This is a genomic window from Paenibacillus sp. NRS-1781, assembly GCF_050467745.1.
Taxonomy (GTDB): Bacteria; Bacillota; Bacilli; order Paenibacillales; family Paenibacillaceae; genus Paenibacillus; species Paenibacillus terrae_A.
Genome location: NZ_JBITPI010000049.1, coordinates 43,248 through 55,264, shown reverse-complemented (window position 1 = coordinate 55,264; position 12,017 = coordinate 43,248). Strand labels below are relative to the sequence as shown.

The window sequence follows — 12,017 nt, the reverse complement described above, 5'->3', positions numbered from 1 at the left end:
CTACCAGCACCTAGTACCATCTTGTCTTAAAACCTGGTACTAAACTCTGGCTAACCCCATTATAATCCTTTTCTCCCCAAAAAGAAAAGCACCGATTTATTAAGATAAAATTATATCCCTATTGCCTGTCCATCAACCGCCAGCATCGCTTCTCCCAAAATCTCCGACAATGTTGGATGCGGATGAGCCAGCTGTCCGACTTCCCACGGCGTAGCATCCAACAGCTGCGCAAGAGCCGCCTCGCTGATGAGATCCGTTACATGTGTACCGATCATATGTACACCGAGAATATCATTCGTTTTCTCGTCGGCAACCACTTTGACAAATCCATCCCGGCTACCGTACACCAGCGATTTTCCGATAGCTTGAAAAGGGAACTTCCCTGTCTTCACCTGATGTCCACGCTCACGGGCTTCTTGCTCTGTCAAGCCGACACTGGCTGCCTCAGGACGTGTATAAATACAACGCGGAATCAGATGATTCGGTACACTGTGAACCACTTCGCCGGACAGATGATGGACCGCCAGCAGCCCTTCATGGCTCGCCGCATGCGCCAGTTGTAAGCCTCCGATGCAATCCCCGATCGCATAAATATGCGGCTCATTCGTCTGCAAATGCTCGTTAACCGATATAAAGCCACGCTCTACTCGGATATCCGTATTTTCCAGCCCGATATTTTCCACATTCGCCTGACGCCCCACCGAAATAAGCAGCTTGGAGGCGCTGAGGGTTTCGATTTCTTCCCCTTTTTGTACGTCAATCTGTACGCCTTCCTCATCCTTACCGTACGTTTCAGCCAGCACTTGCGAGCCCGTCAGAACCTTGACTCCACGCTTGGTTAACAGGCGCTGCATTTCACGCGAAACATCCTCGTCCTCGGTTGGAATAAGCCGATTCGCCGCCTCGACCACCGTAACCTCCACGCCAAAATCGTTCAGCATGGAAGCCCATTCCACGCCAATAACGCCACCACCTACGATAATCAGGGAAGCGGGCAGTTCTTCCATCATCAACGCTTCGTCACTGCTCAAAATAAATTCGCCATCCGGCTCCAATCCGGGCAGTGCACGCGGGCGTGATCCCGTTGCAATAATAAGATGGGCAGAAACAACCGTCTCCATCTCGCCATCTTCCAGCTCCACGGCAACTGCACCGCTTTTTGGTGAGAAAATAGACGGCCCAATCACGCGCCCTTTGCCGCTCAGCATCGTAATTTTATTTTTACGCATCAAAAATTGCACGCCCTGATGTAGCTGCTCCACAACGGCTTCCTTGCGCTCCTGCACCTTAGGGAAAACAAGCTGCGCTCCCGAGGTCTCAATGCCATATTGCGTACTTTCCTTAATCGTCGCATATACCTCTGCACTACGCAGCAAAGCCTTGCTCGGGATACATCCACGATGCAGACAGGTTCCACCTAGCTTGTCCTTTTCAATAATAACGACTTCCTTGCCGAGCTGGGCTGCACGAATGGCTGCCACATATCCCCCGGTTCCTCCGCCCAAAATGGCAACATCACAATGTATAGTCATACTTCTCCTCCATTAACATTGATTATATATAGCTTATTGTACTCTCTTTATTTCACTGTACAAAATATAGTGTTTATGCATAGACCACGGGCCGTCTAGCAACCCGCTCGCGGCATCTGACATATATTATTCATACAAGGCGTCCCGTAACTTGGTAGACATCCTCGGCGTTTGGGCTGATTTGGCCCGTAGTGCTTTGCGAAACGATTCATTTTGCTTGCGCAGAAGATCAAGCTCTGTCTCCAGCTCCGTGATCAACTCCTGAGCCTGTGGGCTTACCAAGCCTTGCTCCAGCAATGCTTCTTTTTTGGCACTATAATCCGTATCTTTTTGGTCCATGCCTGTCCCCTCTTCCCTTTATTCCACTACACTTCACCTTATCATGCTCACGGCAACAGAGCAATGACATCCACTTTTACGTTCCAAGAACAGATATACAATAACATGTCGAAATACAATATATTTTCCCTAGTCTGTTTGCTGCACATTATGGTAATCTATAATGGCCTTTTCTTTCGGGAATAATAGATTCACAGCGTTATGCGCATGTTACAGAGAGGGGAATTCGCGTTGCATACAGGACAAATTACGATCATTACAGGCCCCATGTTTAGCGAAAAATCCGGCGAACTCATTCGCCGCTGTCAAAAATTAATTCAATACGGACACCGCAAGGTGGTCGCTTACAAACCAGCTGAGGATAATCGCTACGCCAAGGACGAAATTGTAAGCCGCATCGGATATCGGCTGCCTGCCATCTCCATTCCAAAAAAACTCACAGATGAGCTCGTACAGCGGATTTTGGAAGAAACGAAGGATGCCGATGTGGTCGCCTTTGATGAAGTACAGTTTTTCAGTCGTCATATCATGACGTTGGTGGAGGAGTTAGCCTACTGTGGCAAGCATGTCATTGCAGATGGACTCAATTTGGACTACCGGGGTAAGGAATTCGGATATGTCGGCGGTTTACTCGCCATGGCAGATGACATCGAAAAGCTAGCTTCCTTTTGTGCCGTATGTGGAAGCTCGGAAGCTGTATATACCCAGCGTATGGTGAACGGAAAGCCTTCCACTGTAGGGCCTATTGTAATGATCGGCGACTCAGAGGCGTATGAGCCACGTTGCCGTAATTGCTTTATACCACCCCATAAAGTGAACTGCGATTAGCACGGAAAATTTGCCATCAGGCTGCGATAAAGGCACGACAACCAGCAGAGTTTTTTCAACAAGATCTTGGCAAGCGCAGGAATCGGCAAAATTGACATCGAACTCAAAACAGAATATATCGAAGAGCACGATGACAAGAAAACCACTTCCACCTGCTGCATCGCTCGGGTCAAGGTATCCGACGGCTTTCATTATATCGAGAAACTGGAGCTAATTATGCAGTTGGAGCCTGAAGGCGTGCATGTGCTTGTCGAAGTGGATCGCAGAGGCGCTGGAGGAACTGCTCGACAGACAGCTTTGATAAATATGTTGATATAACAAAAAATCCCCGCCGTTGAAGTCACGGTTGGGGATTATTATGCTGTTCAAAATACTCTGCCGTTTCCGTATCATCTGCATCGGCTACAGTGGCAGCATGTCCTGTCGTTCCGCCTTGTGCTTGCAATCCTTGCATACCCCGTACAGCGAACCATTGTCATCTGCGTAAAAGGTTAATTTGTCTTCTTTTTTACAAAAGGAGCATTTTTGCTTGCCCGTGCCCTGGATAGAGTCAGACAGTCCATATCCAGATTGGACTTGAATACTAGCTGCATTTGTATTCGCGCGGGAATCCGAAGATACCTTAGATTTGGACACGCTTCCGGTCCGGAATTGTCGGGCAGGCTTACGAGGACGAAATTCAACGACATTGCTGTTCCGCTGTCCATTCACTTGTTTTTTGCTGCTGCGACCACGCCATGCCATAACAATCCAACCCAACGCCACCAACAACACGCCGACGATCACCCAAGTTAGACTATTCCACATGCCTTCATCCCCGCCTTTGTTTTATAATCGTTAGGTTTGCTTCCACTTCCTCGTACAAGTACAGGCTTTATTCTGTTTCGTCTAACGGAATCCCGTACAGTGCAATAACCTTGCCTATCACCTTATTTGTTGAAATAAATCCCAGAAAACGACTGTCTGTGCTGTTCATCCGATTGTCTCCCAACACAAAAATCATACCCTCCGGTACAACATCCGACTCACCTCTTAACGGGAAATTAAGCAAGCTAGGTAAGTCGCCTTTATACAAATTGTACATCATCCTTCTGAAAAACGATAATATCCCCCTCTACGAAAATCGTTCTCCTTTGAGTATGACTTTATATCATCACTTACATTGATCATACCTAGTGCTAATACAGCAGCCAACATTCCAATTCATCATACTGTCTCCCAATACTTGTCAAAAATTTGAAAAATACAAACAAAAACAGTCACCCCCGAGAGGATGACCTATTCAAAAAGTATCATTTACCATAATTATCAATATATTAGCATATATTCGGTTATTGGTCTACCTTTTAATCCTTCCCAATTTTCTTTGGAGTTTGCACTACAGGAGGTTTTTTAGTGACTTTCAGATAGCATTCGGCACAAATCACAATTCCTCTATACAGAACGATTGACTCTCTACTATTACAGAATATGCAATGATGAGAATGGGAACGTACTTTAAGCTTGTGTAATTTCCCTGTCATTCAGCATTCCTCCTTCATATATAACATGAATCATACTTGAACGCCTATTTCGTAAATGTATCATCAATACCGAGCAATTCAGAAACTAATCGCCTATATCGCTTAGCTTTGCGGGTTCCATGGATTAGATTCGATATACGGGACGTGGGAATTTGGTAAGTCTCGCAAAAGGCTTGTTGATCCATATGCCTTTCAACCAACTTCTGCTTAATCGCCCATCCAAAATCAGTTACAGGATGTTTATTGTTATTCAAAAGACTCACCTTTTCTGTTTATGTATTGTTGTACTTATACTTATAATGCTTAACATAGCTTTACACTATCATGCTTATACTAAAATTTGGAATGATAGGATACTGGTTAACACCCTTCAATTTTTGGACATAATTTACAGATGTTCAATTCGGCATATATAATCACTTTGCACATATGAAAATCAGGAGGATATTGTTTCAGTTGCATTCTGAAGTTGGAAGAAGGGAGTCTCTATCCATGGAAGGAGCTATCGCGATTCGTTCGGAAATACGCACCTGCTTGCAGCAAAAAGGATACACCCTGAGAAGCTTTGCTGATCTGTCTGGAGTAACGGTAAGTTATCTCAGCACGTTACTGAATGTGGATAAAATTAAACCCATATCGGTAAGATATATAGATGTCATTGCAAGCGCATTAGGACAACCAGAAGGCTGGCTATATGAGTTGTATGTGGAAGAATGCTTTGTTACGGGAAGCCCACATCGTAGTCGAATTAAACCCTTTTTATTGCGTTGCGTAGAGATTGGCCTTACGGACTGCATAATCGTCGTTCTATCCCGTATGCTGGAAGATTTAAACCAGCTTGAGCTGGTATTTGAAATCGCGGAGGAATTACATAATGCAGATAAACCGAAGGAAGCTGTTCCTTTCTATGAATGCATAGTGGAAAATGAGAAATATCAGCATTCAGAGCGTTTAGCCATTAGTCACTATAGGCTTTTTCGTGCTGCACTTGGTCAGAATTTGGAAAAGAACCGTGAAGCAGCGATACGGTTTGCGCCTTTTCGTAACCGTTTACCTGTAAACTATCAATTAGATGGTTATTATAAACTGACAGGTACATCGTTTAATCAGCATAAATGGGATGAAGTCGAGGTATACGCTGATGAATTCCAAATCGTTGTAAAAGCTGCATACAATGATAAAATACGTAGACTAGAAATCAAGAAGAAGGCTGAACCACTTGTAACGGATCATCCTTTTGTTTTTTATTACGGATATAGTTATCTGATGAAATCTCTTGCCTTACAAAAGCAAAAAAAGTACAAAGAAGCTAAAGCTTACATCTATAAGTATAACGATCTTAGTTGGATGAAAGGTATGGATAAAAAAAATCAGAAACAAGTTGAACAGTTTAAGCTTTGGGCAGAAGGTAATATGTATACACTTGATATACTTACGAACAAAAGATCTGTAATTCCCCGTTACATACAATATTTAAAAGAACATCCTGATGAAATACTAGCGGGGCTACTTACGATTTTAGAATCAGCGAATAATTATGATTTTTTTGTGGACGAATTATTGGAGGAATTTAGAGAACAAATTTCTAAATTCAATAAACTTAGTGACAAGACACACAGAACTTATTATTTTTCATTCCTACATGAGCTTGCCATCTATAATTTTAAAAATGAAAGAATGCATCAAGGACTTAATTGCACTTTGCATTCCCTAAGATTAGCCATTATCATGAATAATGACAGTGACTTCAAGCAATGTGTTACTATGTTTGAATTAAACAAAAAATTTGCTACCGCAGAACAAAAAAACGAGTACGAAAGTATTATTAAGGAGGAAGGTAATGATGAAAAATTCTCTAATTGTTCATCTCGTTCTGGCTTTTGGGTTAATTAGTACCATCCTACCAATCTCGCCAACTACAGTTATCTCCCACGATAGCATCAAGATAAACAATCATGGAGCAAGCTAAAATACTGCACTTCGCTTAAAACAGAATATTTCTTTGGATTCCAAGGTTATGTAAACTTTTAAGGTTCCGTATTGGATTGCCTCAAAATAAAAAGAAACAGCGTGTTATTACACACACTGTCTCAGTTGAATCCCAGCTTGATCTATGTTGATCTGAGTTACACTTTGAATTTGCCGATTTGTCCTTGCAGGTCCTCTGCCATGGTAGATAAGTTTCTTGCAGCTGAAGCAATTTCCTCCATGGATGCCAGTTGCTCTTGTGTTGCAGCAGACACATGTTGTGTTCCTGCTGCGGCTTCCTCGGCAATGGCTGAAATCTGTTTGACAAAGCCAACAACTTCATCCGTACTTGCAGACATTTGCTCTGATCCAGCGGATACCTCTTCAATCTCACTCGCTACTTTATTAACGGTTTCCTGAATCAGTTCAAAAGAAGCCCCTGCATTCTGCACGACTTCCCGACCTGTCATGACATCTTTTCCATTGGACGCTACAGCCTCGATCGCATGGGCAGTATCTTTTTGAATCAAACCAACAAGTTCCGTAATTTGTTGAGCAGAATGAGCCGATTGTTCTGCCAACTTGCGCACTTCACCCGCAACTACAGCAAATCCGCGACCGTGTTCTCCTGCGCGGGCCGCTTCAATCGCAGCGTTCAGAGCAAGAAGGTTGGTCTGACTTGAAATATTGGTGATTACATCAATGATCTTGCCAATTTCATCTGAACGCTCTCCCAAACCAGCCATCAGACCAGCCAATCCCTCCATAGAGTGATTTACAGCGTTCATCTGCGTAACAGCCTGTTGAATCAATTGGTTACCTTCGGCTGATTTGTGTGCCGCATCCTGAGCAGATGCAAATACATTTTGCGCACGGATGGCAATTTGTTCAACTCCGATAGACATTTCCTCAATAGCTTGGGACGACTTGGTCACCATATCCACCTGTTCGCCCGTTCCTGTAGCTACTTCTTGTACCGTTTCGGTTATTTGTGCAGAAGCTTGGCTATTTTGCTCTGCGCTGGCCGTCAATTCCTCTGAGGATGTGGTTACCATTTCAGTCGTCTTACTAACCGATTGGATTAATTGGCGAAGGTTTTCAACCATCGTATTAAAGGAATGTGCCAACGTGCTAATCTCATCCTTACCCTTCACGACGATAGCTTCACCTGTAAGATCACCCGATGCAATGCTTTCAGCAGCGCGGCTGATCCGCAAAATGGGTTTAGAAATAATTTGGGCGATGATGAGTGCCATGATGAATGCCAATACAATGGCCGCAATACTCAAAACGATGACTATTTGTCTGCCTGAGATAAAATTGTCAACGCCTTCTTGTGTAATCTGTTTTGAGCCATCTGAGTTCAGCTTGATGAGCTGAAAGATCATATTGTTCGCGCTATCCCATAGTGCATAGGAATCTTTATGAAGAATGCTGGATTGAACATAATCGTTAGCTTTCCCTGCTTCAATAACCTCTGGCAACATATTCAGATAATCTGCATATTTTTTGGAGAAATCATCATACATTTCACGTTCTTTAGGAGTAGCAATTAATTTTTCATATGTTTTCCGGCTGCTCTCGATTTTTTTCAAAACCTTATCGTATTCCTCCTGAACCTTCTCCACCTCTGCCGGATCGCGTTCTACAATAATATTCAGGGAAAGCCGTTCTACATCAGATATATCACCGTTTATCGTTCCCAGGATAGTCACACTGGGCATCCAGTGGCTATCAATTTCCATCGAAGTGTCACCCAAGTTTTTCATTTTTGAGATGGATACCAAACTAATTATGATCAATAAAGCAATTACTGCAAGAAAACCCAATAACAATTTTGCTCGGATGTTAAATTTCATACATTCGCTCCTCAAACTCTTTATAGTAAATATTATATCGACATGAATCGACACATTGTTTATATCAACTTAAAGATATTTTTCAGAACTGTTTCCAAAAGGAAAATTGGCTGACTCCATATAAAGGTGTATCTAGAAAGCACGCTCCCCTTAATTTTCTTATCACCTAGTATCTTCAGTAAAACCTCAACCTTGTTCAACCCATTTGCCGCCTTAGTTAAGTGGACCAAGTGTGTAGACATGTCACTACGGTTATGGGTTCTTTTTTTCCACTTTTTCTAGTCTTATCCCATAGATACGTCCTGACCGTTATTACTGCTCCCCTACCAGCTTAAACTCACCGTCAGCGAAGTTGCCAATATCGTAGTTTTGAACGGATAGGTTAATGACTGTAGAATCCATCCATTTCGGCAAACCTGGCGCGTCACCGTAATACTTTTTGGCCGCCGCAATAAGACTGTCAGCCTTTGCTCTTAACTCTCGATCTCCAACAGTGTACGCACCTTTTCCTTTATACGCCAACGCCATCGATGGTTGATTAGTAACGTCCATAGTTACACTATCAAGTTCGTCGCGGCCTGTTTGGTTGAAGTATATCCGATCTACCACGAAATCGTCGGTTACTACGGAACCCTCGATAACGTGGGCCGCTTCTGTCATGTAAGCGACAGACTTATACGTTGCAATTTCCTGCGCGTTTGCTTCCTGCGCTGCTTTAACGTCATCCACCGATTTCGCTAGTGCTGTATTTTCCGTTTTCAACGAAGCTATCTGCGCCTTTAGACTGTTATTTACAACAAACAGCATGATCGCTGCAACAACCGCTACGCCTGCCAGTATCGTCGCTATTAATGCAAGCTTATTTAGTGGCGCGGTCTGCTTTGTCTCTACAACTTCATAACTACTTAATTCCTCCATTAAATACATCCTCTCGATTAATATAGACATATTTTACTATGTAACCAGCCCATAATCTAGTATATTTTTCCTATGTTTTAAAAGAAAACCGGACCCACCTACGCATTATCGCGCGAGTGAGTCCGATCTACCTCTCCGTTCCTACGGCATCCATACGTCAATCAACACAACGGATTGATTCGCCTCTGTTTTGATGCTTACCAGTCGTGATACTTCCGGAATATCGTCACCATCCGCTTCCATTCCGTAGAGGTGCAATGCGAGGCAATCCTTCGCCATATACAGCGCTTCTTCATCGGTATCCCCTCAGGTGAATGCGCCAGGCAAGCCGGGAAGCTGACCGAGATGCCTTCATCGGCATAAGCGAATATGGCCAGCTATATGTAGCGGTTTTTCATGCGTTATTCCTCCTACTAATCGTTAAGAATCGAATTTACCGGTGAATATTTTGTATGTTGCACGGAGATATCCGGCTGGTACATCTCTGCGTAGAGCTTCATCCATCTCCAGTAGAAGCTTAATCTATTCACACTGCGAGTACAAAAACGCCCACCTCAAAAGAGTGAGCGTTGTTCAAACATTTGTATTTCATTAAGTTAGTATTAGTTTCAGCAAAATTTCCTGTAAATATGCGCGTAAGTTTAATCCAATTGCGGACAGGTTTATCGGAATAACGAGCGAAAGTTTATCGGAATCTTCGGTGGAACGACCGATAAATTATCGTGAACAACCGTTCTACTCACGTCCGATTTTCCGCGTTACACCAACGTTCAGGACACCTTATTCTCAATCCGAAGCTTGTCAGCTACCATCGCAATAAACTCTGAGTTGGTCGGCTTGGATTTGGAGATATTGATAGTGTAGCCGAACAGGTGAGAGATACTGTCGATGTTGCCACGTGTCCATGCTACCTCGATGGCATGACGAATGGCGCGTTCCACGCGGGATGCCGTCGTTTTAAATTTTTCGGCGATTGCGGGATATAATGTTTTGGTGATGGCACCCAAAATTTCGATATTATTGTACACCATGGTGATGGCTTCGCGTAAATATTGATAGCCCTTAATGTGAGCTGGCACGCCGATTTCATGGATAATGGCCGTAATACTGGCATCCAGGTTTTTCGTTTTACCCATTGGCACCACATTAGATCGCATGGAAGAAACGGTCACCGGACTGCTGCTGACTAATTGTGGTCCCACCAATTGACGAACACGGTTGGCAAGCACTTCCATGTCAAACGGCTTCAAAATATAATAAGATGCCCCGAGTTGTACGGCCCTTTGCGTAATATTTTCTTGACCGAATGCAGTCAGCATAATGATTTTCGGCTGAGGAGACAGGTTCATTTCTCTCAAGCGCTCTAATACGCCGAGACCATCCAGATGAGGCATGATAATATCTAAAATAAGTACATCAGGTACGTTGCGGGATTCTGCGATGTGTTGGAGCACTTCTTCACCATTATAGGCAATTCCTGTAACTTCCATATCCTCCTGATCGGAAATATATTCGGCAAGCAGATTCGTAAATTCCCGGTTGTCATCGGCCAACAATACCTCAATTTTTTGCAATGTACTTCCTCCTTATTGAGTGTTATTCAGTTGGGACATCAGCTTACAGCAAATAAATATTTCTTGTCGGAGTATATGATTTCGACATCGAATTATGAATTCCTTCTGTCGAAAATTATTTTTATTTATTTTTTTTATGGTTTCCATTATAATTAATTCTTTAACTTGCTATTCTGAGCTTATTCTTGTCATTTCGACAAAAAAATCTTAAGGCCACTAGCTCGCCTTAAGATTAGAGGATGATTTCAAGCTTACGTTATTCTGCATGATTCCTGCATCGCGCAGCATCCATTCAATAAAGCAGCCATAGCCTGATTTCGGATCGTTAACAAATACATGCGTCACAGCCCCGATGAGCTTGCCATTCTGAATAATTGGGCTTCCGCTCATCCCTTGTACAATTCCCCCGGTCTTATCCAACAGCTTTGGATCTACGATACGAATAACAAGCCCTTTGGTTGCCGGTTTATCCTGTTGAGAAATGTGTACGACCTCTGCCTGAAACCGCTGAATCTGCTGACCTTCCAATACAGTTAAAATTTCTGCGGGTCCTTCCTTTACTTCATTCGCAAGTGCCACAGGAATCGGCTTTGAATACAAACCATATTGCGGCTCATCTGACATCTTCCCAAAAATCCCGAAGTTCGTGTTTCGTTCAATATTACCTAATACCCGATGATCCTTGAGAAAATGTGCGCGTTTTTCCCCAGGTTCACCACTTTGACTTTTCGCAATTGACGTCACATTGGATTGCACTATTTCCCCGCTCCCCACAACAATGGGGGTCTGGGTATTCATGTCGGTAATCACGTGCCCCAAGGCCCCGTATACCCCCTGATCCGGTGCGTAAAAGGTCAAGGTGCCGACACCCGCAGCCGAGTCCCTAATATACAGTCCAAGCCGCCATGCTTTGTCATCACGATCATAAGCTGGTGTTAGCTTGGTGGAAATCGTCTGCTCCCCTCGGCAAAGCGTGATGTCGAGCGGCTTTTTGTTCCTGCCTGCTTCCTCTACAGCCTCCGCTACCCTGGTCAGACTATCCAGCGGTTTGCCATTCATATGTGTGATCCGGTCACCGAGACGAATCCCAGCAGTCTCCCCAGGTGACACCTTGCGGTCCATACTTTCCTGAATGACATGATGACCAACGACAAGCACTCCTGAAGATTTTACTTTGACCCCGATCGTCTGACCCCCTGGATACACCTTCAAGTCGGGGATCATGTTTTCTTGAGGCTTCTTCACTGCATGGGAACCGAATAATTCCAGAGAAGCTTGTGAAGGCAGCGCTGCATGCACATGCTTGGCGTTACCGATACAACAAATAAGAAAAACAAGCAAAAGACCGAGCAATTTGATCCTGGAGTAAAAATTCAATGGCTGTCACGCTCCCTTTGCTTCTTTCGCTTGACGAGTAAAGGTGGTCGCCAATTGCGTACCTATAAGGTAACCTTGCCCCCAGGCTTTTATAACTGT

At 43.8% G+C, this 12,017-nt stretch carries 12 protein-coding genes and 1 pseudogene; 3 read left to right on the top strand and 10 right to left on the bottom strand.

Translation table 11 applies throughout. The annotated features are described in order from the left end of the window. Positions 1-110: 110 nt before the first annotated feature. Together lpdA and ACIFO6_RS18345 are read right to left on the bottom strand one after the other, a co-directional pair. Positions 111-1,532, bottom strand: a complete 1,422-nt coding sequence (lpdA, locus tag ACIFO6_RS18350; RefSeq protein WP_430042650.1) for a dihydrolipoyl dehydrogenase — start codon at positions 1,530-1,532, stop codon at positions 111-113. Positions 1,533-1,658: 126 nt separating this feature from the next. Beyond that, positions 1,659-1,871, bottom strand: a complete 213-nt coding sequence (locus ACIFO6_RS18345) for a hypothetical protein (RefSeq protein WP_044647639.1) — start codon at positions 1,869-1,871, stop codon at positions 1,659-1,661. A 231-nt stretch (positions 1,872-2,102) separates the two neighbouring features. Between ACIFO6_RS18345 and ACIFO6_RS18340 the strand changes: the two genes are divergently transcribed. Together ACIFO6_RS18340 and ACIFO6_RS18335 are read left to right on the top strand one after the other, a co-directional pair. Continuing rightward, entirely contained in the window at positions 2,103-2,699 is a 597-nt protein-coding gene (locus ACIFO6_RS18340) for a thymidine kinase (protein WP_430042649.1), read from the top strand. Between the two features lie 63 nt (positions 2,700-2,762). Then, positions 2,763-2,975 (top strand): annotated as a pseudogene (locus tag ACIFO6_RS18335) (sporulation protein); the annotation flags it as partial. Positions 2,976-3,101: 126 nt separating this feature from the next. On the opposite strand, the gene ACIFO6_RS18330 reads toward ACIFO6_RS18335, so the two are convergent. The 3 genes from ACIFO6_RS18330 to ACIFO6_RS18320 form a co-directional block, all read right to left on the bottom strand. Then, positions 3,102-3,506: a hypothetical protein gene (locus tag ACIFO6_RS18330; RefSeq protein WP_430042648.1), complete on the bottom strand. Its 405-nt coding sequence runs from the start codon at positions 3,504-3,506 to the stop codon at positions 3,102-3,104. Between the two features lie 67 nt (positions 3,507-3,573). Next, the gene (gene lepB / locus ACIFO6_RS18325; RefSeq protein WP_430042646.1) at positions 3,574-3,786 is read right to left on the bottom strand and encodes a signal peptidase I; all 213 of its coding nucleotides are present in this window, start codon (positions 3,784-3,786) and stop codon (positions 3,574-3,576) included. A gap of 480 nt (positions 3,787-4,266) precedes the next feature. Then, positions 4,267-4,476 carry an XRE family transcriptional regulator gene (locus tag ACIFO6_RS18320; protein WP_430042644.1) on the bottom strand — a complete coding sequence of 70 codons (210 nt, stop codon included), beginning with the start codon at positions 4,474-4,476 and terminating at the stop codon, positions 4,267-4,269. 238 nt (positions 4,477-4,714) lie between these two features. Between ACIFO6_RS18320 and ACIFO6_RS18315 the strand changes: the two genes are divergently transcribed. Beyond that, complete coding sequence (locus tag ACIFO6_RS18315; RefSeq protein ID WP_430042642.1) at positions 4,715-6,115, top strand: helix-turn-helix domain-containing protein; 1,401 nt, start codon at positions 4,715-4,717, stop codon at positions 6,113-6,115. Between the two features lie 233 nt (positions 6,116-6,348). On the opposite strand, the gene ACIFO6_RS18310 is transcribed toward ACIFO6_RS18315, so the two are convergent. From ACIFO6_RS18310 to spoIVB, 5 genes are all read right to left on the bottom strand, one after another. Then, positions 6,349-8,049, bottom strand: a complete 1,701-nt coding sequence (locus ACIFO6_RS18310) for a methyl-accepting chemotaxis protein (protein ID WP_430042640.1) — start codon at positions 8,047-8,049, stop codon at positions 6,349-6,351. A gap of 312 nt (positions 8,050-8,361) precedes the next feature. Then, a complete protein-coding gene (locus tag ACIFO6_RS18305) occupies positions 8,362-8,997 on the bottom strand; it encodes a hypothetical protein (RefSeq protein ID WP_430042638.1) in 636 nt (211 codons plus the stop codon). 111 nt (positions 8,998-9,108) lie between these two features. Next, positions 9,109-9,246 (bottom strand): type II toxin-antitoxin system HicB family antitoxin, encoded by a 138-nt coding sequence (locus tag ACIFO6_RS18300; protein ID WP_430042636.1) that lies wholly within the window; start codon positions 9,244-9,246, stop codon positions 9,109-9,111. Between the two features lie 491 nt (positions 9,247-9,737). Then, positions 9,738-10,541 carry a sporulation transcription factor Spo0A gene (gene spo0A / locus ACIFO6_RS18295; RefSeq protein WP_283652305.1) on the bottom strand — a complete coding sequence of 268 codons (804 nt, stop codon included), beginning with the start codon at positions 10,539-10,541 and terminating at the stop codon, positions 9,738-9,740. A gap of 216 nt (positions 10,542-10,757) precedes the next feature. Then, positions 10,758-11,918, bottom strand: coding sequence for a SpoIVB peptidase (gene spoIVB / locus ACIFO6_RS18290; protein WP_430042635.1), 1,161 nt, complete (start codon positions 11,916-11,918; stop codon positions 10,758-10,760). Positions 11,919-12,017: the final 99 nt, after the last annotated feature.

Coding starts and splice junctions, on each gene's coding strand:
- ACIFO6_RS18315 (WP_430042642.1), top strand. CDS start 4,715: ATGGAAGGAGCTATCGCGATTCGTTCGGAAATACGCACCTGCTTGCAG.
- ACIFO6_RS18305 (WP_430042638.1), bottom strand. CDS start 8,997: ATGTCTATATTAATCGAGAGGATGTATTTAATGGAGGAATTAAGTAGT.
- ACIFO6_RS18310 (WP_430042640.1), bottom strand. CDS start 8,049: ATGAAATTTAACATCCGAGCAAAATTGTTATTGGGTTTTCTTGCAGTA.
- ACIFO6_RS18330 (WP_430042648.1), bottom strand. CDS start 3,506: ATGTGGAATAGTCTAACTTGGGTGATCGTCGGCGTGTTGTTGGTGGCG.
- ACIFO6_RS18300 (WP_430042636.1), bottom strand. CDS start 9,246: ATGGCGAAGGATTGCCTCGCATTGCACCTCTACGGAATGGAAGCGGAT.
- lepB (WP_430042646.1), bottom strand. CDS start 3,786: ATGATGTACAATTTGTATAAAGGCGACTTACCTAGCTTGCTTAATTTC.
- lpdA (WP_430042650.1), bottom strand. CDS start 1,532: ATGACTATACATTGTGATGTTGCCATTTTGGGCGGAGGAACCGGGGGA.
- ACIFO6_RS18345 (WP_044647639.1), bottom strand. CDS start 1,871: ATGGACCAAAAAGATACGGATTATAGTGCCAAAAAAGAAGCATTGCTG.